Consider the following 25353-nt stretch of genomic DNA (forward strand, 5'->3'; position numbering starts at 1 on the left):
GGCACCGTGCCTCCCGTCCGGTGGGTGGTGACTACTCGGCGTCGGCCGTGGCCGGCTCCTGCGCGACACCCGCGGTGAACGCGGAGAGGTCGACGTCGTTGCCCTCGGTGTCCTTGACGGTCACCTTGGAGAGGACCGTCGCGACGGCCTTCGAGCGAGCGACCTCGCCGACCATGCCGGGGATCTGCCCGTTCTGGTCGATGACCTTGATGAACTCGCCCGGCTCCATGCCGTACTGCGCGGCGGCCTGGATCAGGTACTGCGTGAGTTCTTCCTGCGAGACCTGGATCGACTCCTTCTCGGCGATGGAGTCGAGGAGGATCTGCGAGCGGAAGGCGGTCTCGCTGGACTCGGCGACCTCCTTGCGGTGCTCGTCGTCCTCGAGGCGGTTCTCCTGCTCGAGGTGACGGTGGACCTCGTCCTCGATGAGCTTCTCCGAGATCGGGATCTCGACGTCCTCGAGGAGCTTCTCGACGAGCTTGTCGCGAGCCGCTGCGCCCTGACCGAAGGTCTTGGACTTCGCGATCTGCTCCTTGAGGTCGGCCTTGAGCTCCTCGATGGTGTCGAACTGCGACGCGATCTGCGCGAACTCGTCGTCGGCCTCGGGGAGCTCGCGCTCCTTGACAGCGGTGACGGTCACGGCGATCTGTGCGGTCTCGCCCTCGCGGTCGCCACCGACGAGCGTGGACTCGAACGTGGTGGACTCACCGGCGGTGAGCGACTCGAGCGCCTCGTCGATGCCCTCGAGCAGGTCGCCGGAGCCGAGCTCGTAGGACACGCCCGTGGCCGAGTCGACCTCGTCGTCGCCGATGGTCGCGGTCAGGTCGATCTGGGCGAAGTCACCCTTGGTCGCCGGACGGTCCACCGTGACGAGCGTGCCGAAGCGGGTGCGCAGGTTCTGCAGCTCCTCTTCGATCTCCTCGTCGGAGACCTCGACCGCGTCGACCGTCAGCTCGTAGGAGCTGTAGTCGGGGAGGTCGAACTCCGGACGCACGTCCACCTCGAAGGTGAGGACGAGGTCGCCGGTGAAGTCCTTGACGTTCGGGAGCTCGGCGACGTCCGCCTCGGCACGGCCGAGGATGCGGAGCTCCTGCTCTTCGACCGCCTGGCGGTAGAAGGTGTCGATCGCGTCGCCGACGGCGTGGTTCAGGACCTCGCCGCGGCCGACACGCTGGTCGACGATCGCCGGCGGGACCTTGCCCTTGCGGAAGCCGGGGATGTTGATCTGCTCGGCGATGTGCTTGTACGCGTGGTCGATGCTCGGCTTGAGCTCTTCCGGCGTCACGTTCACCGTGAGCTTGACGCGGGTCTCGCTCACCTTGTCGACGGTGCTGTTGGCCAAGGGGGGTTCTCCTGATGGTTGGCGGTGATGTGTCCTGGTCGGGGCGACAGGATTCGAACCTGCGACCTCCCGCTCCCAAAGCGGGCGCTCTACCAAGCTGAGCTACGCCCCGTTTGTCTGAGCCAGGGTGCTCGCGCACGCCGAAGGGGCGCACGCGACGCCGATGAGTCTAGCGGGGATGTGGTCCGCGGTTCCCGGGAGCTCGGGAGTCTGTGCGCAGACTCCGTCTCCAGCGCACGCCGACGAGGACCTGTACCCCGAGTGCGGCGACCGCCAGGACGATGCCGAGGACGATCCGCCAGACGTGCAGGAGCGCGTGCGCCGGCTGGGCCTGCGGGTCGCCGAACAGGTCGGGGCGGAGCGACAGGACCACCGCGGCGAGCGCCACCAGGACGTAGGAGAGCACGCGGGAACGCTTGATCGTGCGCTGGGACGACTCGTCTGGTGGCAAGAGGACCATGAGGGGTGTGTTCGTCCGCTACAGTGGTGGGGCTGCGCTTCGTGCGCAGGCGCGGGGATGTAGCTCAATGGTAGAGCCCCAGTCTTCCAAACTGGCTACGCGGGTTCGATTCCCGTCATCCCCTCCACAAGGCGGACCGGCCATCCCCTCCACAAAAGGAACCGGCACTGCGCCGACGCTCAGCGGGGATGTGCCCCAGGGAGTCCGACTCGATCTCCTGGCGCAGCATCCGGGAGTGGTCTTCCCAGCCCGGTGTCCCGCCGCCCGCAGCGTGCAACGCCGTTCGAACAGCAGTGATCGCGGTCTCGAGCGCGCGAACTTCACTCGATGACGTGACGCCGAGCGAGAAGGTCAGGGTCTTCCGCGACAGATCCGCTTCGACGTCCTGGTCGAAGACGCCGTCCATCTCGTACAGCGCTTCGGCGGATGCTTCGAAGTCGGCCCGGACCTGCTCGGCGTCAGCGCCGAGTGTTTCGCACTCGAGACGCAGGAAGGAGCTCGTCATCATGGCCTCCAGTCACCAGCAGTCTCGGCGGGTCGTTCGGTGCTCGCGGTTGGCGAGGTAGCGCGAACTCGAGGGGCGTGACGATCTGTGGAGAACCGCTCAGCGTGCTCCGTCGACGAGGGTCAGGAGCCACTGCCGCGGGGCATCGCGGTACTCGTCGGGCATCGCGTCGCCGGCGGCGTCGATCGCCCGCTGCCAGCTCAGTGCCCGCGGCACGACGCCGACCGTCTTCGCCAGCGCCACGATGTGCTGCACGTCGGGATCCTCGGCGACTCCAGGCTCGCCGAAGAACGTCTCGAGGTACGCGTCGACGGCTCCTGGCACGTCCTCCTGCCCAGCGACCAGCAGGCTGAGGAACGGGTGCGACACGCAGGCGTCGCCCCAGTCGAACGGCACGGCGTCCCGCACGAACGCGTTGCCGTCGTGCAGGTCGCTGTGCTCGATCGTGGCCATCGGCAGCAGCTCGTCGAGCTCGGCCGCGGCGTCCCGGAGTCGCGCGAGCACGGCCGGGTGTTCCGGTGTCCACCGTGCGACGACCTCGGCTGTGACGTCAGGGAGCACCGGGAGCCGGAGGTCTGGCACGCCGGCGCGCACCAGGTCCTCGGCTGCCGCGGGCTCGGTCGCCCACTGCAGCTCGGCGTAGTGCCGCATCACCGCACGCCACACGGTCTCGCGGTCCTCGGCATCGCGGACGATCGGTCCGCCGTCCGGCAGCAGGACGAAGGTCCCCTCGACGGCGACGGGACGCTGCACGTGCGGGACCCCGTGCAGCGCAAGCACGTCGAGGAGCGCCGGCTCGGGTGAGACGCCCTCCGGCGCGGACTTCAGGAACAGGTCGCCGTCGCCGGTGGTCACGCGCCAGACGGTGCTCCACGCGCGCCGGTGCACCTCCTCGACGCCGAGCACGTCGGCGCCCTGCTCCGCGAGGGTCGCGCGCGCCCAGCCGACCGCGTCAGTGCTGGATTCCATGCCAGAACGCTACGGGAGAGCGACAGTGTCCGACGGGAGTTCTGCCGCACACTGTCGCTTTCGCGGAACGAGCCGCGGAACGAGTCGCGGGACTCGCCCCTACTTGTAGACCGCCGCCTGCCCGTAGAGCACGTTCGTGAACGACGACACGTACCCGCTCTTGTCCCCTCCAGGCAGATTGTACGTCATGAAGACGCCGTAGCCGTCCGACTTCGTGCGCTGTGCGAGCGACACCGCGGTGGACTGCGGTGTGTTCTGGATGTCGACCGCGGCGGCCGACAGCGAGCTCTTGCCGAGGCCGGGGATCGAGGGCGCCGAGTACGTGCCGTAGTAGGGGTTCCACGCGTAGTTCAGCTTCGACCCGATGGTGCTGCTCGCCTTCGACAGCGACGACGACGCCGGGCCGATGTCGTAGAACGAGATCAGCTTGCCGGGCATGTCCGCGCGCAACGCGGTGATGAGCCACCCGATGGACTGGTCGTTCGGCTGCGGGGTGCCGTTCGTGCCGTAGTCGGAGTACTCGTCGTCGAGGTCGACCCCGTCGAGCCCGTACTTCGTGACCGTGGCGGCGACCTGGGACGCGAAGTCCTGCGCTGCTGCCTGCGAGGGGAAGTTCGCGATCCCGGCTCCCTGGTGGTTGCCGAGGATCGACAGCGAGACCTTGATCCCCTTCGCCTGCAGCGGCTTGATCTGCGTCGCCGCGGCGTCGAGCGTCGCCTGGACCTTGTCGTTGTTGTACAGCACGGCCTTCGAGCCGTTCCAGTTGATGTTCGCGGCGAAGATGATCGCCACGTCGAACGCGTTCGCCCCGTTGGACAGCGTGTACCGCCCGACGTTCGACAGCTGGTCGTTGTTGACCTCGACGTAGGCGATGCTCGTCGGCCCGCTCTTGGTCGCAGCAGCAGCCGGAGTGGCACCCCCCGCAGGCGCCGCCGTTGCTGCCGTCGGCACGAGCGGTGCCGCCACCATCGCGGCGAGCGCCGCCACGATCCCGAACTTCATCGACTTCTTCATGTCACTCCTCTTCGAGTGTCGCGACGGCGGTCGCCGCCGACGTTGTTCAGCTCCGCGCGAAGCGGAACGTGCGCACCTCGAACGCGTCCACGGCGAACGCCGCGTCGATCGAGGACGTGTGTGCGGAGCCCTCGGGCAGAGGCTCCTCGAGCAGCGAGACCTCGACGGGGTCGCCGAAGGGCCCGTCGACGGCGATCGAACCGGTCCCCCGGCGGCCCGCAGGCTCGTACACCCGCACGACGAGGTCGCCGGAGCGGTCGTCGGCGAGCTTCACGCTCGACACCACGACGTCGCCGGACACCTGCACGAGGGGCGCGAAGCCATGGTCGCCCGTGACGGTGCGCGACGCCGTGTTCATGAGCGTCCCGGCGGTCGTGGCCCCTGCGATGTCGGTCCCGATGACGAGCCCGAACCGGTGCGTCTGCACACCCTGGTCGGTCTCCGGGTCGGGGAACCGCGGCGCGCGGAGGAGCGAGAGCCGGACCGTCGTGGTGACGTGCCCGTCGACGGCGTCGCGGGTGGTGTCGAACCCGTGGATGGAGTCGTTGACCAGGGCGACCCCGAACCCGGGCTCCTCGACGAGCACGTAGCGGTGCATCGAGGTCTCGAACTTCGCGGCCTCCCACGAGGTGTTCGTGTGCGTCGCACGCTTCTGCGCGCCGAACTGGGTCTCGGCGATGGTGTGCTCGGCGCGGACGTCGAGCGGGAAGGCGACCTTGAGGAACTTCTCGGTCTCGTGCCAGTCGGTCGTCTGGTCGATCTCCAGGGTGCGCGATCCCGGCGCGAGGGTGATCTCCTGCGTCAGCGTCGACGCGCTGAACGCCCGCTCCACCACGACCCGGGCGGTGCCGTCCGCGTCGACCGAGCCGGTGAGCGCGGTCACCTCGTCGAGGTCCTCGACCCGGTTCCGGTAGTACCGGTCGACGTCCCACGCGTCCCACATGTTCGGGAAGTCCTGGTGGAGCTGGAGCAGGTTCGCCGCCTGTCCCGGCGCGATCGCCTCTCGTCCGGTGCTGCGGTCGGCCGCGCTGGTGACGAGCCCCCTGGCGTCGACGACGACGCGCACCAGGTCGTTCGTGAGCACGAACCCGCCGTCGACCGCGTCGAGGGCGACCGGGGCCGCGACGGTGACGTCCGCGGCGAGCGTCGCGCCGAGCGCGGAGGCGCCGGACTGGAGGCTCGGGGCCGGGTTGGCCACGACGGTCCGGTCCCCGGCGCCGACGAGCGCCGACAGGGCGGCGGCGATGAGGGCCTCCAGGCGGTCCGCGACCTCCGCGTACTTCGCCACCGCCTCGCGGTGGACCCACGCGATCGACGTGCCGGGGAGGATGTCGTGGAACTGCTGGAGGAGCACCTGCTGCCAGAGCGCGTCGAGTTCGTCGTACGGGTAGACGAAGTCGGTCCGGGCGGCGGCGGTCGCGGCCCACAGCTCAGCCTCCTCGAGCAGGTGCTCGCTCCGACGGTTGCCCTGCTTGGTCTGGTGTTGGCTGGTCAGCGTGGCACGGTGCAGCTCGAGGTAGAGCTCCCCCACCCACACCGGCGGATCGGGCAGTTCGGCCTTCGCCCGGTCGAAGAACACGTCGGGATGCTCCCACGTCACGCGGGCGCTCCCCTCGAGGTCGGCCAGCCGCGCAGCGGTACCGGTCATCTCACGCGTGGTCCCACCGCCGCCGTCGCCCCAGCCCACCGGGGCGATCGACCCCGACGCCAGCCGGTTCTCCCGGAACTGCCGCGATGCCTTGGCGACCTCGGACCCGGACAGCCGCGAGTTGTACGTGTCCATCGACGGGAAGTGCGAGAACACCCGCGATCCGTCGATGCCCTCCCACAGGAACGTGTGGTGCGGGAACTTGTTCACCTGGTTCCACGAGATCTTCTGCGTGAAGAACCACTCGAAGCCCGCGCGGCGCATCAGCTGCGGCAGAGCCGGCGAGTACCCGAAGCTGTCCGGCAGCCACACGCCCTTCGGGCGGATGCCGAACTCACGCTCGAAGAACCGCTGTCCCTGCGTGAACTGGCGCACGATGCTCTCGCCGGTCGGCATCACCGTGTCGGATTCGACCCACATCCCGCCGAGCGGCAGGAAGCGTCCGGCGGCGACGGCGTCCTTGACCCTGGCGTAGACCTCAGGCCGGTGTTCCTTGATCCAGGCGTACTGCTGCGCGCTGGACATGCCGTAGAGGAAGTCGTCGGTCTGGTCGATGAGCTCCGTCATCGTGGACGACGTCCGCGCGACCTTCCGGATGGTCTCCCGCACCGGCCAGAGCCATGCGGAGTCGATGTGTGCGTGCCCGACGGCGGAGATCCGGTGTGCAGATGCCTCTGCTGGCGAGGCGAGCACATCGGCGAGCGCCGCGCGGGCATCGGGCGCCGTTGCCGCGATGTGCTGCAGGTCGAGGGCGTCGAGCGCGTCGTCGAGGGCCTGCAGGATGCGCATGCGCCGCGGGCCCTCCGGCAGCTCCGCCTGGAGTTCGAGGAGCACGTCGATGTCGAGTGCGAGCTCGTGTACCTCGGACTCGAAGACGGCGAGGTCCATCCGGCGGCTCGTGTACAGCCGCTTCGACGACGAGGTCTGGATGTCGCCCTCGTGCGTGACGAGGAAGGGGTGGTAGTCGAGCAGCACCGGGTTCGACGCCGCCTCGACGAAGAACTCGACGGGCGCTCCGCCGACGGCCTCCTCCGCGACGAGCACCCACTGGTTCCTGGGGTTGATCGACTTCACCGGGGTGCCGTCGGCGAGGTACACGAGCCCCTCGCACTGGAACCCCGGCATGTTGATGTCGAAGCCGAGGTCGATCACGGCCTCCACCCGCCGACCGGCCCACTCGACCGGCACCGTCCCGGACAGCCGGAACCACGTCGTCCCCCACGCCGCACCCCAGGTCGTCCCGACCTCGTACGGCTCGAACGTCAGCGCGAGCCCCTCCGCGGGCGGGATCGGCTCGCCGGGCAGCTCGTGCCACGCGGTCTCGAGTGGCGTCGCCGTGGCGTGCACCGCAGGTCGGATCCGCTCGTCGAGGACGCGTCGGGCTCGGCCGGTGGTGAGGGGGATGTCGTCGTGCATGGTGCCTTCCGGAGACGGGGTGGGTCAGGGCATCGTCGCGGGGTGCGCGACCGCGAGCGGGGTGGAGGTGCTGGCGTCGGACGGGACGTCGACGCAGGTGGTGATGCCGCGTGCGGCGAGGAGCGGTGTGTCGCCGAGGCGCGAGCGCAGGACCACCTGCGGGCCGCGGCCGTGCTCCTCGGCGAGCGCCAGCCACGCGGCGGCGAACCGGCCGCCCGGCGCGCTGTCGGCCCTGGTCATCGGGAGCGGCGCGCCGGCGGCGTCGACGTCGTCGAGCACCAGTCCGAGCTCCGAGCCGGTGGACGCGGGACGTCGGGTGTCGCCGGAGGCGGTGGCCACCTCGCGGAAGCGCTCCCCCGTCGGCTTCACCCGGCCGTCGTTTGTGAGCAGGCCGAGGTCGTACTCGAGCTCCGGGAAGTCCGCGAGTGAGCGGGACACGTCGTGCGAGCACCACCACGTCACCCCGAGCAGGTGCTGCACGTCGAGGGCGTGCCGGATGGTCTGCTCGGTGAATGACCCGGCGTCGGCGACGTCCACGACGTTCGTCGGCGCGCCGACCTCCTGCAGCCAGTTCGGTCGGGCCGCGTCGCGGTTCCACGCCGCCGCGAGCTGCAGCAGGTACTCCCCGTGCCGGACCGAACCGGCTCCGAGGGCGCCGTGCACCGCGGCCGAGCCGTTGAACACCCACGAGTGCGTGACGGTGGCGTCGCCGTGGTCGGCAGCGTGCTCGGGCCCGAACGGCTGCGCGTCGTCGTACCAGGCCGCGTCGTACTGGGCGACGGTGACCAGCGGCGCCGGGGCCGACCCGCTGCCGGAGGCGCGCGACGCGTCGGACTGGTGCCGAGCCTCCAGGCCGGACGGGCCGGACGCGCCGGACGCGCCGGACGACAGGCCGGACCGCGCCGCGGCGACCATCCGTGCCGCCCACGCGTGTCCCTCGGCCGCCGTGATGTCGTGCGGGGACGGGTGCGGCGCGTGCGCGAACTGGTTGACCTCGTTGCCGATCGTGATGCCGAGCAGGTTCGGCCGGTCACCCACCGCCGCGGCGAGGGCGTGCACGTACGCGGCCGTCGAGTCGACGACGTCCGGGTCGGTGAACATGTTCCGACGGTGCCACGAGTCGAGCCACGACGGCAGGAAGTCGAAGCTCGACAGGTGTCCCTGCAGCGCGTCGACGTTGACGTCGAGCCCGAACGACGCCGCGATGTCGACGACGCGGGCGACGTCCTCGAGCGCCGAGGCCCTGATCAGCGTCCGGTTCGGCTGCACCACGGGCCAGAGCGGGAAGATCCGCACGTGGTCGGCGCCGAGGGACGCGATCGCCTCGAGGTCGCGCGCCGTCTCGGAGCACGAGAAGTCGAGCCACGAGTGGAACCACCCCACCGATGGCGTGTAGTTGACCCCGAAGCGCATCAGCCCTTCACACCGCCCTCTTCCACACCCTTGAAGAAGAAGCGCTGCAGGACGGCGAAGATCACGGCGATCGGGATGAACGCGATCATGGTGCCGGCCGCGATCAGCCGCTGGTCGGTGCCGAACGTGCCGCGCAGGTACTCGAGCCCGACGGTCAGCGTCAGCTTCTCCGGGGACTGCAGGACGATGAGCGGCCAGAGGAAGTCGTCCCACGCGCCGATGAACGAGAAGATCGCGATGACGGCGATCGTGCCCTGGACGGCCGGGAGCGAGATGTACCGCAACCGCTGCCAGGCGTTCGCACCGTCCATCACCGCGGCCTGGTCGATCTCGTCCGGGATCTGCCGGAACGCGTTGAACATGAGCAGCACGTTGAGGGCGGCGATCATGCCCGGCAGGGCGACGCCGACCAGGTTGTCGGCGAGGCCGAGGTCCTTCACGGTGACGAACTGGGAGATGATCGTCGCCTCTCCCGGCAGGACGAGCGTCGCGAGGAACAGTCCGAGGACGGCCTTGCGGAAGCGCCACTGGAGCCGGGCGAGGGCGAAGCCGGCGAAGGTCGCGAACACGATGTTCCCGAGGACGTCGATCGCCGCGACGACGAGCGAGTTGCCGATGTACCCGAACACCGGGATCGCGTCGCCGACCCGCAGGTAGTTGCCGATCGTCGGTTGTGTCGGGATGAACGACGGGTTCGCCGTGTAGATGTCCTCGCCGGCGCCCTTCAGCGACGTCGAGAGCTGCCAGAGGAACGGCCCGATGGTGATGAAGAGCACCACGACGAGGAGGACGTAGCGGATCGCCTTCTCGCGGGTGGACACGACGCCCCAGGCGGCCCGGCGGCGGCGGGGAGGACGGGAGGCTCGTCCTCCGCCCGTCGCGCCGGCCACGTCCGGCGTCGGGCTGGCCGCGCCCTGTGCCCCGCCGAGGGCGGGTTCGCTGGTGGTGGTCGTGTTGGTCATCGGTCCGCCCTGCTGTTGATCCGCGCGAGGGCGAGCATCGGGATGAGCGTCACGACGAAGAGCAACAGGCTCAGTGCCGACGCGTACCCGAGGTTGCCGGTGAAGCCCCGCGCGTACTGCTGGATGAGCATGACGATCGAGTTGTCCTGGCCGCCGGGGCCGCCCGTCCCGTTCGTCAGGATGTAGAGCTCGCTGAACACCCGGAGCGCACTCACGCACACCAGGATCCCGACGAGGGTCATCGTGCCGCGGACGCCGGGCATCGTGACCGACCAGAACCGACGGACCGCACCGGCGCCGTCGAGCGCTGCGGCCTCGTGCAACTCCTTGCCGACGTTCCCGAGGGCCGCGAGGAAGATGATCATGTAGTACCCGAGGCCCTTCCAGACGGTCAGGCTGATCGCGCTGAACAGCAGGAGCCACCGGTCGGTGAGGAACGGGATGCTCCCGTGCACGATCCCGAGCGACTGCGCCATCTCGTTGATGACACCGCGGTCGTCGAGGATCCAGTTCCAGATCAGCCCGACGACCACGGCGCTGGCGATCACCGGCGTGTAGTACGCCGTGCGGAAGAAGGCGATGCCGGGCAGCTTCTGCTGGACGAGCACGGCCATGAGGAGCGGGAGGACCGTCAGGAGCGGCAGGCAGATCGCCATGTAGACGACGCTGTTGAGCAGCGCCTCCCACACCTGCGGGTCGGCGAGCAGCGTCTGGAAGTTCTGCAGACCGACCCAGCGGCTGACCCCACCGAGCGGGCTGGCGTTCGTGAACGACAGTCGGACGGTGTTGATCGACGGCCAGAGGCTGAACGCGACGAGCCAGACGAGTGCCGGCAGGACGAGCAGCCAGGGGGTGAACCAACGATTCGCGCGCATGGCGATCCTCCCTCTCTCTCTTCTTCGGGGCCGGATCAGCCGTTGGCGAGCAGGGTGTTCATCTTCGTCTGCGCCGTCTCGAGCGCCTGCTTCGCGGTCACCTGGCCCTTCATCGCGAGCGCGATCTGCTGGTCGAGGAAGTCCGTCATCGCGGAGTTCGCCTGGACCGGGTTGAGGTTCTTCGCGGTCTTCAGGGCCTCGTTCGCGAGCACGCGGGCCTTGCCGTTCACGGTGCCGTCGTCCTTCGAGAAGAACGGGTCGGACTGCGAGGACTTCGTCGACGGGAAGATGTTGACCTTGTGGGCGAAGGCCTCTTGGTTGTCGGCGTTCGTCATGAACTGCGCGAAGGCCTCGGCCGTGGCGAGGTGCTTCGACTTGCTCGACACCGACAGGCCCTGCACGTACAGCGGTGGGGTGTCGAGCGCCGGGGAGACCGTGACCTTGCCCTGCAGCGACGGGTTGTTCTTCTCGATGTCGCTGAGCGCGGTGGCGCCACCGGTCGTCCACGCGACCTTGCCCTGCGTGAACAGGGTGGAGTTGCCGAGGTAGTCGCTGTTCAGGACCGTGGAGGGCATGAGGCCGTCCTGGTAGGCCTTGGCGTACCGGTCGATGAGGTCGGCCGCCTTGGTCGAGTCCGCGAAGGTGAACTTCGTGCCGTCGGCGTTGATGATCTTCACGCCGGCGAGCGAGAAGTCGCTGAGGCCCGGCTTGCGGCTCATCAGGTAGTCGTCGGGGCAGGCCTTGTGCATCGTCTCGGCCTGCGTGAAGAGGTCGTCGACGGTCTTCGGCGGGTTGTCCGCGTCGAGCCCGCACTTGGCGAACATGTCGGAGTTCCAGTAGTCGACGTCGGTGTTGAGGTACCACGGGTAGCCGTACGTGCCGTCGAGCCCCTTGTACTGGTACGCATCGAGCGCCCCGGCGACGTAGGTGCTGGACAGCTTGCTGTCGTCCTTCGACACGTCCTGCAGGAATCCGCGCTTGGCCAGCGGCAGCGCGATGTCCGGCGGCAGGTTGATGACGTCGGGGAGCGAGTTGCTCGATGCCTGGCTGAGGACCTTGTCCGCGTAGCCGTCGCCGGGCTGGTCCTGGAGCTTGACCTTCGCGTCGGGGTGCTCCTTCTCGAAGTCCGCGATCACGCCGTTGAGGTAGCCGGTGTACGTCGGCGTGAGCGCCCACGTCTGGAGCGTGATCGTGCCGGAGACCGAGCCGTCGCCGTTCGACGCGCCGCCGCCGGTGGAGCAGCCGGCGAGGACGAGCGCCGTGGCAGCGGCCCCGGCGAGGAGGGCGATGGCGCGCCCGGTGGTGTGTGTGGTCGTTCTCATCGCGTCGGACTCCCTTGTTCGTGGCGACTGAACCGGTTCAGTCCTGGTCGCCGAACCGGTGGATGTGCATGACTATGAAGAACTAAAACGCTATAGTCAAGCCCATGGCCAGCAAGCGACGAACGACGATCGCGGACATCGCCGCGAAGGCCGGCGTGTCGATCAGCGCCGTGTCGTTCGCGCTGAACGACCGCCCCGGGGTGTCCGACGCGACCCGCGCCAGGGTGCGCGCGGTCGCGCGCGAACTCGACTGGCAGCCGCACACCGCGGCGCGGGCGCTCGGGGGCGCTCGGGCCGGGTCGATCGGGTTCGTGCTGAACCGGCCCGCTCGCACACTCGGCACGGAGTCCTTCTTCGGCGACCTGATCTCCGGCATCCAACTCGGTCTCGCGGGATCACACGTCGGGATGAACCTGCTCGTCGCCCGCGATGCCGAGGAAGAGCTCCAGACCTACCGCGACTGGTGGAGCGGGCACCGGGTGGACGGTGTCGTGCTCATCGACCCGCGGCGCGACGATCCGCGACTCCGACTGCTCGCCGACCTCGGCATGCCGACCGTCGTCGTCGGATCGCACCCGTCCAGCACCGGCGCAGCGCCGAGCGTGTGGATCGACGACTCGGAGGCGGCGGACACCGTGTTCCGCTACCTGCACGCACTCGGGCACCGGCGGATCGCTCACGTGGCCGGGCGTCCGGAGTTCGAGCACACCGCGATGCGGATCGACCGACTCCGCTCGTTCTCGTCGACGCACGGGCTCACCGAGACCGTCTCGATCCCCACCGACTACTCGGCCGAGAGCGGTGCCGCCGCGACCAGGGACCTCCTCTCCCGCGCGGCACCACCGACGGCGATCGTGTACGACAACGACGTGCTCGCCGTCGCCGGCCTCGGCGTCGCGAGCGAGATGCGCCGGTCGGTGCCGGGTGCCGTGTCCATCGTGTCGTTCGACGACTCGGCGATGATCCAGCTCGTCCGACCCGCGATCACATCCCTGACCCGTGACACCGTCGAGCTCGGGCAGCGCGCGGCGACCCTGCTGCGTCGGCAGATCGACCTCGAGACCGTGCTGCCGTCCGAGCCGGGGCCGCTCCTGACCCTCAGCGTGCGCGAGTCGACGGGGCCGGCACCGGCCTGACGACACGCCCACAGCGCGTTCGCGCGCGGGCCGCTCGGCGCGCACGACTTGACGGCCGTTCGAACACACGTTCGAATACCGTCGTGGGACGGCGTCGCGAGAACCGGTGGCAGCCCCCGGAGCACCCGGAGGTCGAACGCCCGCGCGCCTACTCCCTGTCCGACGACGCCCGCGGACCGGATGCGTGCCACGCCGTGACGCCCGTGCCGGTGTGGGCGTGGATCCAGTTCCCGACCTTCCACGTGCGCGTCAAGGCGTTCGCGAAGAGCTGGACCCGCGATGCCGTGCTCGTCGAATGGGCGCAGTTCGGGCAACAGGCCGAGGCGTGGGTCTGGCGATCAGCCGTCAAACACCGGACACTCAGGGCCGATCAGGGGCGCAACGGGCGCTGAGAGTCCGTATGACGCACTCGATTGACACAACACACCACGAGCGAGATCGTTTACGGAGTGCGGGGACGCAAAGAATCTCGATCATCGAGATTTCTGGCTCGGAACGCACGACCGGAAGGAGGCACGATGAAGCGCAGTGAGGTGCCGTCCTGGGTCGCACACGTGCTCACGCCGCCCGAGGTCATCGCCGCCTACGTCGACCGCCGCGTGAACGATCCGGCGCTCCTGTCGGGTGAGCAGCACGAACCGACCTACGCCGACTTCCTCCGCGAGGAGTAGACGGTCACGCCGACGCTCGCCGCGGTGACGCACGCGAGCGCCAGGACTTCGACGAGCGACAACGCCTCGTGGAGCACGAGGAGTCCGGCGAGCGCGGCGACCGCGGGGCCGAGGCTCTGCAGGATGCCGAACACGCGCGTCGGCATCCGCCGGAGCGCGAGCATCTCCAACGCGTAGGGCAGCACGCTCGACAGCACCGCGACGGCACCGAAGACGATGAGCAGCGTCGGGTCGGCGACGATGCCCGTCACCGCGGTGCGGAGTCCGAACGGCAGGGACACCAGCATCGCGACGACCATCGACACCGCGAGTCCGTCGACGCCGGGGATGATCGATCCGACGTGCCGGTTCATCACGATGTAGCCGGCCCAGCACACCGCGGCGGCCACGGCGAACGCGATGCCCCCGAGCTGCGTGACCGCGGACGGGCCGACACCGAGCAGGACGACACCGGCGAGCGCCAGGACCGCCCAGAGCACGTCGCGCCACCGTCGGGTGTGCACGAGCGACAGCGTGAGTGGGCCGAGGAACTCGATCGTCACGGCGACCCCGATGGGGATGCTCGCGAAGGCCAGGTAGATGAACACGTTCATGCCGCCGAGCGCCAGGCCGAGGCCGATCGCGCCGAGCCACTGCGCCCGGTTCCAGTGCCGGACACGGGGACGGATGACGAGTGCGAGCACGACCGCACCGATCACGAGCCGGAGCGTAGCGGCACCGACGGAGCCGACCTCGTCGAAGCGGGTCTTCGCGATGGCGGCGCCGAGCTGCACGGAGACGATCGCGGCGAGCGCCAGCAGCGGCGCGGGCACGCGGGTCATCCGAGCGGGCTCCCGCTTCATCCCAGGTAGGCGAGCACGGCGAGGACGCGACGGTGGTCCTCGCCGGTGTCCTCGAGCGCGAGCTTGGCGAAGATGCTCGACACGTGCTTCTCGACGGCGCCGGTGCCGATGACGAGTGCTCGGGCGATGGCGGCGTTGGTCCGGCCCTCTGCCATCAGCCCCAGGACCTCGCGCTCGCGCGGCGTGAGCGCCTCGAGCGGATCGCGGCGGCGGCTCATCAGCTGCGTGACGACCTCGGGGTCGAGGACGGTGCCGCCGGAGGCGATCCGTCGCACGGCGTCGTCGATCTCCTCGAGCCTCGTGACGCGGTCCTTGAGCAGGTAGCCGATGCCCGACGAGCCCGACGCCAGGACGTCCTCGGCGTAGGTGGCCTCGACGTACTGCGAGAGGAGCAGCACACCCGTGGCCGGTGCGAGTCGGCGGGTCTCGACGGCGGCGCGGACGCCTTCGTCGGTGAAGGTCGGCGGCATCCGGACGTCCATGATCACGACGTCGGGGGCGCCGTCGGGCAGCGTCGCGAGGAACGAGACGGCGTCGGCGTACTGCCCGACGACCTCGATGCCCGCTTCGTCGAGGACGCGGGACAGTCCCTCGCGGAGCAGCACCGCGTCGTCGACGACGACGGCCCGGATGCGTGCTGCATCCGGGCCGTCGGTCATGCCCCAACCCTAGCGGGAGACGGGGACCCTAGCGGGCGGTCGGCACTCCGTTCAGTGCGCCGAGCGGGATGCGCGCGGTGGCCTCGGTCGGACCACCCTCGGGGCTCGACACCGTCAGCTCGCCGTCGAGGGCTCGCATGCGCCCCATGAGCCCCTCGATGCCGTGGCCCTCCTGCACGCTCGCTCCCCCGACGCCGTCGTCCGTGACGCTGACCGTGAGGTACCAGACCGAGGAGGCGTCCACCACGAGCCCCAGGTACACCCCGGCCGTCGACGCTCCGGCGTGCTTCGTGGTGTTCGTCAGGAGCTCGGACACCGTGAAGTACACGTTCCGCTGGATCTCCGTCGCGAGCTCGAGCCCGTCCGGCAGGCGGACGTCGAGGCCGACGGGGATGGGGGTGCGTGCGACGAGGGCCTCGAGCGCTGCGACCAGCCCGCGGTCGAGCAGGATCGGCGGCGCGAACCCGCGGGAGAGTGCGCGGAGCTCGTCGAGGGCGTCCTTCGCGTGCTCCGACGCCTCGCCGATGAGCTGCTTCGCCTTGTCCGGGTCCTTGTCGAACGCGCGCTCGGCGGCCGAGAGGTCCATCCGCAGCCGCACGAGGCGCTGCTGCGGGCCGTCGTGCAGGTCACGCTCGATCTGTCGGAGCGCCTGTCCCTCTGCGGTCACCGCACCAGCGCGGGAGGCCTGGAGCCCGGCGACCCGACGCTCGAGCACCTCGGCACGGAATCCGCCGAGCAGCCCGAAGTCGACCCAGTAGTGCGCGAGTACGGAACCGCGTGCCCAGAGCGGGAACAGCACGACCGAGGCCGAGACGCTCACGGCGCAGGCCAGCGCCCCGAGGATCCACGCCCAGCTCTGGTCGAAGCTGTTCTGCATCAGGAAGACGTTGATGTCCCAGCCGTAGCGCAGCGCGGTGAACCCGGCGACGAACGGCCCGAAGAACCCGACGACGAGCACCGCACCGGCGCCCACCGTGACGAGCGCGGTGAGCGGGTAGACGACCGCAGCGTGCAGCAGGTACAGCCAGTAGTGCGGGTTCGCGACCGCCGAGCCCGTCCGCGTCCACCAGTTCTGCTGCCAGCGCGGCGTCCAGTCCACGGGGCGGATCGGCCGCGGGTCGGCCCACGAGATGCGGAGCCGCTCGAACTGCCCGAGCCACCGCGCCACGAACAGCGCGATGAAGAACATCAGCAGGACGAACGGGTTGAAGAGGTCGCGGAACCCGCCGCCGAGGACCGCAGCGGGGAAGACGAAGTAGAGCGTGCAGAGCAGCACCGCCGTCAGCGCCATGTAGCCGAAGTCGCGCGGGAGCCGCTTCCATGCCTCGCGGTAGAACGAGCCTGCGGTGGGCTGCGGGGGCATGGGCGGTGTGGCTCCTGGCGGTGCGGGGATGGCGTCGTCCAGCGGCACGGTGATTGCCTGGTCGAGACGGTCGGTGTCGGTCATGGCTCAAGCCTCGCGAACACGGGCTTCCCACCCCATCCTGCCCCCTCCCGGATCCGGGGTGGGGATAACCCCACCCCGCTCGGACCGCGCACAGTATGTTGCATCCATGGACGCAGCTGTTCGAGACCGATGGATCGCCCTCGCCGCGGTCGTCGCCGCCCTCGTCCCCGCGCTGAGCGGTTTCGCGGGCCTGGTGACCCTGACGCAGTGGGACCCGGGGACGGTCGCCCTGCGCGTCGGCGCCGTCCTCGGCGGGCTCGCGGCGGTCGTCGTGGGGTGGGTCGCGTGGCGTCAGAGCGACCGCACGACGCTCGGGTTCGCACTGGCGGCGCTCTGCTCCGCGCTGAGCTGGGTCCCACTGGGTGCGCTGTCGTTCCCGGTCTCGACGATCCTGTCGATCGCGTCGGAAGCCCTGCTGATCGCGTTCGGCGTCGTGGTGCTCCGGCGCAGCACCGGCGCGACGCGGATCGCCGGCTGGGTGATCGCCGTCGCCGCCGCGGTGTGGCTGCTCGGTGGACTCGGACTCTGGTTCGCGGCCCTTCCACAGGTGACACAGACCATGCTCAGCGTCCTCTTCGCGATCCCGGCGGTCGCCCAGATCGTCGCGTTCCTCGCCGCCGCCGCGCTCTTCGTCGGCCCGCTCCTCCGTCCGGTCCGTTCCGGAGCGCGGTACCTCTGGACCACGGCAGACGTGCGCTGACACATGGCCGACGCGCTCCGCGCGCTGGTGGATGCGGTCGGACTCGACGTCGCGTACTGCGCCGAACTGGAGGCAGACCCCGACTCCGCCTGGACCCACCACTTCCCGACGGCGCGGTCCGGGCACCTGTGGATCGCCACGCAGTCCGGCAGCATCTGGGTGGGGCGTGGCGACGAGACCGAGCTGCTCCAGCGCGGAAACGCCGCGCTCATCGCCCCGGGAGCGCCGGCATGGATCGGGACGAGTTCCGCCGATGACCCACCGCCACGGGTATGCGACACGGACGCCTCCTTCGGCCTCCCGTTCCACAAGTCGGGCGTCCACCACGGGAGCGCGCGGTTCGGACCGCTGGCGTCCGAGGCGCTCCCCCTCCCCGACTTCGTGTCCACCATCGAGCACCCGGTTGCGGACGTGGACGTCGCGCTGACGTTGCAGCACATGTCGGAACAGGCAGCGCATCGGTGGCCGGGTGCACAGCAGGACGCCCTCGCGCGGATGCTGGTCGTCACGCTCGTCGCAGCGTGGCGCCCACCGGTCCTCCGCGACAACAGCCTCACGCGCTGCATCAACGCCATGGCGGAACCCGGGCCGCCGCCGACGGTGCCGGAACTCGCCGCGCTCGCCAACATCTCACCGTCCACGCTCCTCCGTCGCTTTCGTGCGGAGACCGGCCTGACACCAGACGAGTTCTCCAGGTGGCTCCGGACGCTCGAGGTCAGGACGGCGCTGCGCCTCGGCACCGAGCCCGCCGACGCCGCACGACGGTTCGGGTTCCGGTCCGTGAAGGCGCTCCGCCGGACACTCGCACGGGTCGAAGCCAGCGCGGACCGCATCGTCCGGGCCGGACCGGGACGTTGGATTCGGTGATGACGGATCCGGTTCCCGATGCCCGGGGTTCGGGAACCGGATCCGTCATCGGGAAAAGGGAGGACCTGCGCGCAGGAACCGGCGGGCTGCGTCGGGGTGCGCTGAGGCGAGCGGGCGCGCGCGGGTAGGCGAGCGGGGGCGGGTAGGCGAGCAGGCGCGGGTGGGCGAGCAAGCGCGGGTGGGCGAGCAGGCGCGGGTCAGGAGGACGCGGTGGCCAGACGGGTCGCGCGGCGGGCGGCCTGTTCCTCGGGGTCGGGGACCGGGGCTGCCTGGATGAGTCGGCGGGTGTAGGGGTCCTGCGGGTCGCGGAGGATGTCGTCGCGCGTGCCCTGCTCGGCGACACGGCCCTGGTGCAGCACGACGACGCGGTCGCACAGGGTGTCGACGACTGCGAGGTCGTGGGTCACGAACAGGCATGCGAACCCGAGGCGCTCCTGGAGCTCGCGGAACACGTCCAGCACGCGCGCCTGGACCGAAACGTCGAGCGCACTCGTCGGCTCGTCGGCGATGAGCAGCGCCGGATCGAGTGCCACGGCGCGGGCGATGGCGACGCGTTGCCGTTGTCCTCCCGAGAGCTCGTGCGGGAACCGCTCGCGGAACCCGCCGTCGAGCCCGACGTCGGACAGGAGCCGCTCGACGCGTTCCTCGGTCTCCCGCGCGGACAGCCGGAGGATCTGCCGCAGCGGCTCCGCCACGGTCTGGCCGACCGAGTAGCGGGGGTTGAGCGACCGGAGCGGGTTCTGGAAGACGACACCGACACGCTGCCGCATCGTGCGACGCGCAGCACGGCTCGCTCCGGCGACGTCCGTGCCGTCCACCGAGATCGTGCCGCCGGTGATCGGCGCGAGACCGACCGCAGCCCGCCCGATGGTCGTCTTGCCGCTGCCGGACTCGCCGACCAGGCCGACGATCTCCCCGCGTCCGACGGTGAAGGACACGTCGTCGACGGCGCGGAAGCGCCGCCGCAACCCACCGCCGTACTCGACGACGAGGCCATGGACGTCCAGGACGGTCGTCGGGACCGACGTGGCGGGGTCGACCCGGTCCTCCAGTGCGTGCAGGGCCATGCGTGGGACAGCGGCCAACAGGTCACGGGTGTAGTCGGCGGCGGGGGCCGCGAAGACGGCGCTCGCCGTCCCGGTCTCGACGACCTGGCCACGACGCATCACGACCACGCGGTCGGCGATGTCGGCGACGACGCCCATGTCGTGCGTGATGAGGAGGATCGCGGTGCCGGTGCGATCCCGGAGCCGGCGGAGCACGTCGAGGACCTCGGCCTGGACGGTGACGTCGAGCGCGGTCGTCGGCTCGTCCGCGATGAGGAGTTCCGGGTCGGCGGCGAGCGCCATCGCGATCATCACGCGTTGGCACTGTCCTCCCGACAGTTCGTGCGGGTACTGCCGCAGCCGGCGCTCGGGTTCCGGGACCTCGACCACGCGCAGCAGCTCGAGGGACCGCTCGCGTGCGCCGGCCCGGTCGAGCGACGGATCGGCGCGGCGGACCGCCTCCGCGATCTGGAACCCGATGGTGAACACCGGGTTGAGCGCGGCCGACGGGTCCTGGAAGATCATCGACACGCGGCGGCCGCGGACCTCGCGGAGGTGTTGCTCGCTCGCGGTCAGGACCTCGACACCACCGAGGACGACCGAACCGGACGCTCGTGCCCCGTCCGGCGCGATGCCCATCGCCGTCATCGCGGTCATGCTCTTCCCGGATCCGGACTCGCCGACGACCGCGACCACCTCGCCGCGCGCGACCGAGAAGGACGCGTCGTCGACGGCGACGACCCGCTCGCCGTCGACGTCGAACGTGACGGTGAGGTGGTCGATCTCGAGCACGTGGTCGGTCATGGCGATCCCGTTCCTGGTGCGTCGTCGCCCGTGTCCCGCGCGGCCTTGAAGGCCTCCCAGTCCTCGAGCATCTTGTGGTGGTGGCCGTTCAGCCACTGCATGTAGTCGCGGCCGTTGCGGAGTCGCTCGCGCACGGGAGCGTCGACGTCCCCCGCCGCGGTGTGTCCGTCCTGCTCGACCACGGCGAGCCCGCGGGCGATGATGTCGCGCTGCCGGTCGAGGTACTTCCGCTCCCCGGCGAGCCAGCTGCCCCACACGTCGGTCTCGGCGCGGAAGAAGTGGCTCCGCTCCCCCGGCACCGTGTGGCGCTTCACGAACCCCGAGTCGGCGAGCCGTCTCGTGGCCATCGAAACAGATCCCGAGCTGGCGCCGAGTGCTGCCTGCAGGTCCGCGGAGGACGAGTACGGGGCTCGCGTCATGATGAGGTAGCCGAGCACCCTCGCATCGGTGAGCGGCATGCCGGCGCCGTCCGCGAGCATGATCGCGAACTCCTCGACGAACGCCTGGCGCTCGGGTTCGAGGTGCAGGTGGTCGGCCCGGTCCCCCTCGGTGCCGTTGCTCACGCCAGGCCCGCCGCGACCGTCGGGGTCTCCTCGGGGACGGACCACGGCTCTTCGCTCATGCCGCCGCTCCCGCGGATGCCGGTCACCGCGCCGTCGGAGTCGCGGGTGAACACGATGTCCTCGTCGACGGAGCCGAAGCGGTTGCCGTGGGTCATCCGGAGGGTGTCGGCGTCGACGACCTCCAGGCGCGTCGGCGACTCGAGGGGGTCCGGGCCGGACGGGTCGATCGCGAGCAGACGGTCCCCGACCCGGGCGACGTCGGTGACGCCCCACGGGTTCGCGTACCGGCCGGTGTAGCTCGCGGCGACGGCGTCGTCGGTGACCGCGGCTCCCGGTGCGCCGGTGTCGGCGGCGGCGTCGAGCAGGTGCACGATCCCGGTCGCGAGGAGCGTCGCGGGGCCGGCCGCGGCGCTGGTCATCACCGAGACGACGAGCGATGACGCGGGGTCGAACAGCGACTGCGTGATGTGCCCCGGGAAGCCACCGGAGTGGCCGCGGATCTCGCGACCTCCGATGCGGTCGACGATGAACCCGGCACCGTAGCCGCGGGCGCTCGGGTCGTCGTCCGATGCGCTCCACGACTTCCGCTGCGCCAGACGCTTCGAGTGGTCGCTCAGCAGGTCGCCCTGGCCGAGGACGTGGGCGGAGAAGTAGCGGACCAGGTCCGAGGCGGTGCCGTGGAAGCCGGTCGCCGCGGCCATCGCCCGGGTATCGACGTGGGCGATGCGCTGCCGGGTGCGCGCGACGTGGAAGCCGGAGTAGCCGACGACGAACTCGTCCTCGCGGGCGGGGTCGTGGTCGGGGCCGGTGTTCCGCAGGCCCAGGGGTTCGACGACGGCCTCTCGGACGAAGTCGTTGTAGGACTTCCCCGACACCGCGGCGATGACCAGCCCGAGCAACGAGTACCCGAGGTTGGAGTAGTTGAACGACGACCCGGCCGGGACCTTCTGTCCACGGTCGAGCACGAGCGCCAGGAGCTCCGACTCGTCCGGGAACGGCCGCTTCAGCGACCAGTAGTCGCCGTCGTGCCCGTCGCGGATGACGCCCGCGCCCATCTCCATGAGCTCCCGGATCGTGGCGTCCGCGATGGGCGACCCACCGTCGACCAGCGCCGGGACGTACGTGCCGACGGTGTCGTCGAGTCGGAGGGACCCGCGCTCCGCGAGCAGCAGGAGCGCGGTCGCGGTGAAGGTCTTCGAGTGCGACGCGATCCGGAAGATGTCGTCCGTGGTCAGGCGGCGGCCGGCCTCGACGTCCGCGTACCCCCAGGCATCGGACAAGAGCTCCTCGCCCCGGAACCCGATCGCGACCTGCACGCCGGGCACACGGAGCTGCCAGACCTTGTACGCCACCCACTCGCGGATGTAGGGCAGGGTCTTCCGGTACGCGTCCAGCGTGACGGCGGTGTCGGTCATGGTGTCCTCTCGAGGTCTGGTCACTTGGGTCAAGACTGGCCTGTTCAGCGCCGTCGGGGGTCGAGCGCCGCGCGCAGCGTGTCGCCGAGCGCGATCACGGCGAGCACGGTGACCGCGAGGAACGTGGCGGGAGCGATGAGCATGTGCGGGGCACGGAGGAACTGGCTCGTGGCAGCGGAGAGCTGCAGCCCCCAGGAGATCGCCGGGCTCTCGAGGCCGATGCCGAGGTAGGTCAGCGTCGACTCGGACACGACTACCCCACCGATCGTGATCGTCGCGAGGACGAGCAGCGGCGAGATCGACGACGGCAGCACGTACCTGGTCGTGATGCGCCACGTGGAGAGTCCCATCGTGCGGGCGGCGAGCACGAACTCGGCGTTCCGGACGCCGCGGACGCTCGACCGGACGAGTCGGGCCATGGTCGGCCAGCCGAAGAGCGCGAGCACGAGCGACACGGTCAGGACCGAGCGCTCGCCGACGCTGTTCAGCACGACGACGGCACCGAGCAGGAACGGGAAGCCGAGGAACACGTCCGTCAGACGCGCGAGGACCGCGTCCACCCATCCGCCGACCATGCCCGCGACGGTGCCGACGACGACCGCGACCATGCCGGCGAGCACGGTGGTCAGCACGGCGACGGCGATCGACGACCGGGTGCCGTAGACCACGTTCGCGTACACGTCGCACCCCTGCAGGTCGAACCCGAACGGGTGCCCGGCCGTCGGGGACGCACCGCTCCGCCCGAGTTGGCAGACGCGGGGGTCCCCGTGGCCGAAGAGCCCGGCGAACAGCTGCGGGAAGGCCGCGATGAGCAGGACGATCGCGAGCACCGCTGCCGGCACCCAGAACCCCGGGGTCCGGACTGCGGCGACGAGGGGCCGGCGTCGCGCGGCGACGACCGGTTCGACGGTCGCACCGATGGCTGATGTGGTCATGCGGCGGCTCCCGTCCGGACGCGCGGGTCGAGGGCGGCGTGCAGCAGGTCGACGAGCACGCTCGTGACCAGGAAGACGAGGATGAGCGCCGTCGAGATCCCGACGACCACCGCGCCCTCGTGCGACCGGATCCCCTGGAACAGCAGGTTGCCGACGCCTGGGAGGTTGAAGATGCCCTCGATGATCACGGTGCCGCCCATCAGGTACCCGAGGTCCGTCGCCAGGTAGGTGGCCGTCGGGATGAGGGAGTTCCGCATCACGTGCACCCCGACGATCCGCCCCGGCGTGAGTCCCTTCGCGCGGGCCGTCCGGACGTAGTCGGCGTCGAGCGTCTCGATCATCGACGTCCTGGTGAGCCGGGACACCGCCGCGAGCCCGAACAGCGCGATGACGAACGCCGGCAGGACGTACGCGGTCGGCCAGCCGGCGGTGGCTCCGGCGACCGGGAACCAGTGCAGCCGCACCGAGAACACGAGCTGCAGCGCGACGCCGAGGACGAACACCGGGATCGCGCCGACGACGATCGTGCCGACGAGGACCGTCTTGTCGAGCGCCGTCCCGCGCTTGAGCGCCGACAGCACACCGAGCCCGATGCCGAGGACGATCTCGAGCGCCCACGCGGTGAGCGCCAGCGTGATCGTGACCGGCCAGCGGGAGGCCATCTGCTCCCCGACCGACTGGCCGTTGAAGTCGGTGCCGAAGTCCCCGCGGAACAGCCCGCCGAGGTACTGCAGGTACTGCAGCCAGAGCGGTTGGTCGAGGTGGTACTCGGCGCGCAGCGCCCGGACGACCGAGTCGCTGAGCGGTCGGTCCCCACCGAGCGCTCGGATCGGGTCACCCGGCAGGGCGAAGGTCATCGCGTAGATGAGGAACGTCACCCCGAGGAACACGATCACCAGGCCGCCGAGGCGGCGGCCGACGGTGAGCGTCGGACGCATCACGAGCCTCCCGAGATGGACGCGGACACCGGACGGGAGGCTCGGGTCGGGTCCGCCACGTGCGCGGCGCAGGCGAGGATCGCCCCGTACTGCACGCCCACCAGCTTGCCCACCGGGATCGGTTCCGCGCCGGTCACCGCGTCCGCCTGCCAGAGCGCGTAGCGCTCGGCGAGCCGGTCCCGGAGCCGCCGGAGCGGCGCCGATGCCGTGCCTGCGGTCGTCTCCGCCTCGAGCGCCCGCAGCAGCATGCCCCCGTAGCGGAGGCGGAAGCAGCGGACCAGGTCCTCGCAGCCGAAGCGCTCGGCGACGGTGGCCATCCGGTCGGCCGGCTCACGATCAGCCCGGGCGCGGTCGGTCTCCGGGCCGGAGAGGAGCATCGGGACGAACGCCCGCGACCCCTCGAGGAACGGCGTCTCGATCGTGGTCATCGGCGACGCCAGGTCGAGGATCTCCTGCAGCTCCGTCCCCGACGCGCCGAGCTCGTCAGCACAGCGTCGGAGCAGGTCGGCGTACGACTCGTCCGTCGGCGTCTGGTCGTCCGCGTCGGGGTGGCTCCAGTACGGCAGTTCCGCGACCATGCACAGGGCGCCGTGCCGCATCGCCCACGACGCGCTCGACGCCCCGTGGATGTGCTCGCCCGGGTCGACGCCGAGCCCTTCGAGGTAGTCGTACGCCGTCTCGATGCCGTCCATCGCGAACACCGCCGGGGCGAGTTCGCGGAGGAACGGCGACTCGGGCTCCCCGGTGTCGAGCGGCAGCCCGAGCGACTCCGGGACGGCGTGCAGCACGTCGATCACGTCGGGGAGGTCCTCGGAGAGGTAGTAGTAGACGCCGCCCATCTCGCCGTTGTGCAGTGACACGAGCAGGTCGGGCTCGGTGTCGTCGATGAGGCGCATGAACGCGAGCGTCTCGGGCAGCACCTGGTCGAAGTACACCGACTTGTAGCTGTTCGGGAACGTCCACTCCACCTGGCTGTCCGGAGCCGGCCGGTAGAAGTGCCGCGAGTAGAACACCCGGTCGTGCGGGTCGTGGAACCACGCCTCGTTGAGTCGCATCCCGTCCGGGTCGATCGTCGGGACGATGTGCCAGGTGACGTCGAGCGCGGCCGCTGCCACCGGGTCCTCGAGCATCGTCGACGCCAGGTGCAGCGCGGTCCACGAGCCGATCGGTTCGTTCGGGTGCACGCCGCCGACGATGACGGCGGCGTGCGACCCGGAACCGATGCGGTAGCTGTGGAGCGGCTCACCGAGCCGGCTCGTCCCGATGCGGGTGACCGTGACCTGGTCCGGGTGGGCCGCGGCGAGCGCGTCGAACCGGGCGTGCAGGTCGTCGACGAGCGGGAAGCCGTCGTGGTCGGGGACCTCGGTCACGAGGCGGAGGATGGTGTCGCGGTCCATGTGGTGC

At 70.4% G+C, this 25353-nt stretch carries 24 protein-coding genes and 2 tRNA genes; 6 read left to right on the forward strand and 20 right to left on the reverse strand.

The features are described 5' to 3' along the window. Positions 1-31: 31 nt before the first annotated feature. The 3 genes from tig to ACEN9V_RS05290 form a co-directional block, all read right to left on the reverse strand. Entirely contained in the window at positions 32-1342 is a 1311-nt protein-coding gene (tig, locus tag ACEN9V_RS05280) for a trigger factor (RefSeq protein ID WP_413602417.1), read from the reverse strand. 35 nt (positions 1343-1377) lie between these two features. Next, positions 1378-1454, reverse strand: a tRNA-Pro gene (locus ACEN9V_RS05285). A 57-nt stretch (positions 1455-1511) separates the two neighbouring features. Next, positions 1512-1802, reverse strand: coding sequence for a hypothetical protein (locus tag ACEN9V_RS05290; protein ID WP_413602418.1), 291 nt, complete (start codon positions 1800-1802; stop codon positions 1512-1514). A gap of 53 nt (positions 1803-1855) precedes the next feature. On the opposite strand from ACEN9V_RS05290, the gene ACEN9V_RS05295 reads away from it, so the two are divergent. Continuing rightward, positions 1856-1929: transfer RNA gene (locus tag ACEN9V_RS05295), tRNA-Gly, on the forward strand. Here ACEN9V_RS05295 and ACEN9V_RS05300 read toward each other — a convergent pair. The 8 genes from ACEN9V_RS05300 to ACEN9V_RS05335 all read right to left on the reverse strand — a co-directional run bounded on the left by ACEN9V_RS05300 (position 1918) and on the right by ACEN9V_RS05335 (position 11926). After that, positions 1918-2307 carry a hypothetical protein gene (locus tag ACEN9V_RS05300; protein ID WP_413602419.1) on the reverse strand — a complete coding sequence of 130 codons (390 nt, stop codon included), beginning with the start codon at positions 2305-2307 and terminating at the stop codon, positions 1918-1920. The two genes, ACEN9V_RS05295 and ACEN9V_RS05300, sit on opposite strands and share 12 nt — an antisense overlap. Positions 2308-2406: 99 nt before the next feature. Next, positions 2407-3276, reverse strand: a complete 870-nt coding sequence (locus tag ACEN9V_RS05305; RefSeq protein WP_413602420.1) for an aminoglycoside phosphotransferase family protein — start codon at positions 3274-3276, stop codon at positions 2407-2409. Positions 3277-3375: 99 nt separating this feature from the next. Then, entirely contained in the window at positions 3376-4290 is a 915-nt protein-coding gene (locus ACEN9V_RS05310; protein WP_402729219.1) for an endo-beta-N-acetylglucosaminidase H, read from the reverse strand. A gap of 46 nt (positions 4291-4336) precedes the next feature. Then, positions 4337-7354, reverse strand: coding sequence for an alpha-mannosidase (locus tag ACEN9V_RS05315; protein ID WP_413602421.1), 3018 nt, complete (start codon positions 7352-7354; stop codon positions 4337-4339). A 24-nt stretch (positions 7355-7378) separates the two neighbouring features. Continuing rightward, positions 7379-8767, reverse strand: a complete 1389-nt coding sequence (locus tag ACEN9V_RS05320) for a glycoside hydrolase 5 family protein (protein WP_413602422.1) — start codon at positions 8765-8767, stop codon at positions 7379-7381. Next, positions 8767-9729: a carbohydrate ABC transporter permease gene (locus ACEN9V_RS05325; protein ID WP_413602423.1), complete on the reverse strand. Its 963-nt coding sequence runs from the start codon at positions 9727-9729 to the stop codon at positions 8767-8769. Before ACEN9V_RS05325 ends, ACEN9V_RS05320 begins: the two co-directional genes overlap by 1 nt. After that, the gene (locus ACEN9V_RS05330; RefSeq protein ID WP_281267345.1) at positions 9726-10604 is read right to left on the reverse strand and encodes a carbohydrate ABC transporter permease; all 879 of its coding nucleotides are present in this window, start codon (positions 10602-10604) and stop codon (positions 9726-9728) included. The genes ACEN9V_RS05325 and ACEN9V_RS05330 overlap by 4 nt, the downstream gene beginning before the upstream one ends. Positions 10605-10639: 35 nt before the next feature. After that, positions 10640-11926 carry an ABC transporter substrate-binding protein gene (locus ACEN9V_RS05335; protein WP_402729215.1) on the reverse strand — a complete coding sequence of 429 codons (1287 nt, stop codon included), beginning with the start codon at positions 11924-11926 and terminating at the stop codon, positions 10640-10642. A gap of 104 nt (positions 11927-12030) precedes the next feature. Here ACEN9V_RS05335 and ACEN9V_RS05340 point away from each other — a divergent pair, with 104 nt between their 5' ends. The 3 genes from ACEN9V_RS05340 to ACEN9V_RS05350 all read left to right on the forward strand — a co-directional run bounded on the left by ACEN9V_RS05340 (position 12031) and on the right by ACEN9V_RS05350 (position 13733). Beyond that, on the forward strand, positions 12031-13062 hold the full coding sequence (locus tag ACEN9V_RS05340; RefSeq protein WP_413602424.1) for a LacI family DNA-binding transcriptional regulator: 1032 nt from the start codon (positions 12031-12033) through the stop codon (positions 13060-13062). 83 nt (positions 13063-13145) lie between these two features. Beyond that, on the forward strand, positions 13146-13454 hold the full coding sequence (locus ACEN9V_RS05345; RefSeq protein WP_413602425.1) for a hypothetical protein: 309 nt from the start codon (positions 13146-13148) through the stop codon (positions 13452-13454). A gap of 126 nt (positions 13455-13580) precedes the next feature. After that, complete coding sequence (locus ACEN9V_RS05350) at positions 13581-13733, forward strand: hypothetical protein (protein ID WP_281267341.1); 153 nt, start codon at positions 13581-13583, stop codon at positions 13731-13733. Here the strand turns inward: ACEN9V_RS05350 and ACEN9V_RS05355 are convergent. The 3 genes from ACEN9V_RS05355 to ACEN9V_RS05365 are packed head-to-tail and all read right to left on the reverse strand — an operon-like array spanning position 13706 to position 16681. Beyond that, positions 13706-14575: an EamA family transporter gene (locus tag ACEN9V_RS05355; RefSeq protein ID WP_413602426.1), complete on the reverse strand. Its 870-nt coding sequence runs from the start codon at positions 14573-14575 to the stop codon at positions 13706-13708. The two genes, ACEN9V_RS05350 and ACEN9V_RS05355, sit on opposite strands and share 28 nt — an antisense overlap. Next, positions 14572-15234, reverse strand: coding sequence for a response regulator (locus tag ACEN9V_RS05360; RefSeq protein ID WP_402729211.1), 663 nt, complete (start codon positions 15232-15234; stop codon positions 14572-14574). The genes ACEN9V_RS05355 and ACEN9V_RS05360 overlap by 4 nt, the downstream gene beginning before the upstream one ends. A gap of 28 nt (positions 15235-15262) precedes the next feature. Then, on the reverse strand, positions 15263-16681 hold the full coding sequence (locus tag ACEN9V_RS05365) for a histidine kinase (RefSeq protein ID WP_413602427.1): 1419 nt from the start codon (positions 16679-16681) through the stop codon (positions 15263-15265). A 106-nt stretch (positions 16682-16787) separates the two neighbouring features. On the opposite strand from ACEN9V_RS05365, the gene ACEN9V_RS05370 reads away from it, so the two are divergent. Both ACEN9V_RS05370 and ACEN9V_RS05375 read left to right on the forward strand, forming a co-directional pair. Next, positions 16788-17381, forward strand: coding sequence for a hypothetical protein (locus ACEN9V_RS05370; protein ID WP_413602428.1), 594 nt, complete (start codon positions 16788-16790; stop codon positions 17379-17381). 3 nt (positions 17382-17384) lie between these two features. Beyond that, the gene (locus ACEN9V_RS05375; RefSeq protein WP_413602429.1) at positions 17385-18248 is read left to right on the forward strand and encodes a helix-turn-helix domain-containing protein; all 864 of its coding nucleotides are present in this window, start codon (positions 17385-17387) and stop codon (positions 18246-18248) included. A 197-nt stretch (positions 18249-18445) separates the two neighbouring features. Here the strand turns inward: ACEN9V_RS05375 and ACEN9V_RS05380 are convergent, their stop codons facing one another. Genes ACEN9V_RS05380 through ACEN9V_RS05405 form a run of 6 tightly spaced genes read right to left on the reverse strand, consistent with a single transcriptional unit; the run spans position 18446 to position 25346 of the window. Continuing rightward, positions 18446-20098, reverse strand: coding sequence for a dipeptide ABC transporter ATP-binding protein (locus ACEN9V_RS05380; protein ID WP_413602430.1), 1653 nt, complete (start codon positions 20096-20098; stop codon positions 18446-18448). Next, positions 20095-20661: a GbsR/MarR family transcriptional regulator gene (locus tag ACEN9V_RS05385; RefSeq protein ID WP_413602431.1), complete on the reverse strand. Its 567-nt coding sequence runs from the start codon at positions 20659-20661 to the stop codon at positions 20095-20097. Before ACEN9V_RS05385 ends, ACEN9V_RS05380 begins: the two co-directional genes overlap by 4 nt. Further along, positions 20658-22076: a serine hydrolase gene (locus tag ACEN9V_RS05390; protein WP_413602432.1), complete on the reverse strand. Its 1419-nt coding sequence runs from the start codon at positions 22074-22076 to the stop codon at positions 20658-20660. Before ACEN9V_RS05390 ends, ACEN9V_RS05385 begins: the two co-directional genes overlap by 4 nt. Before the next feature lie 44 nt (positions 22077-22120). Beyond that, on the reverse strand, positions 22121-23011 hold the full coding sequence (locus tag ACEN9V_RS05395; protein WP_413602433.1) for an ABC transporter permease: 891 nt from the start codon (positions 23009-23011) through the stop codon (positions 22121-22123). Next, a complete protein-coding gene (locus ACEN9V_RS05400; RefSeq protein WP_402729203.1) occupies positions 23008-23949 on the reverse strand; it encodes an ABC transporter permease in 942 nt (313 codons plus the stop codon). Before ACEN9V_RS05400 ends, ACEN9V_RS05395 begins: the two co-directional genes overlap by 4 nt. Continuing rightward, complete coding sequence (locus ACEN9V_RS05405; RefSeq protein WP_413602434.1) at positions 23949-25346, reverse strand: M14 family zinc carboxypeptidase; 1398 nt, start codon at positions 25344-25346, stop codon at positions 23949-23951. Before ACEN9V_RS05405 ends, ACEN9V_RS05400 begins: the two co-directional genes overlap by 1 nt. Positions 25347-25353: the final 7 nt, after the last annotated feature.

This window comes from Curtobacterium sp. Curtsp57 (assembly GCF_047324335.1).
GTDB lineage: Bacteria > Actinomycetota > Actinomycetes > Actinomycetales > Microbacteriaceae > Curtobacterium.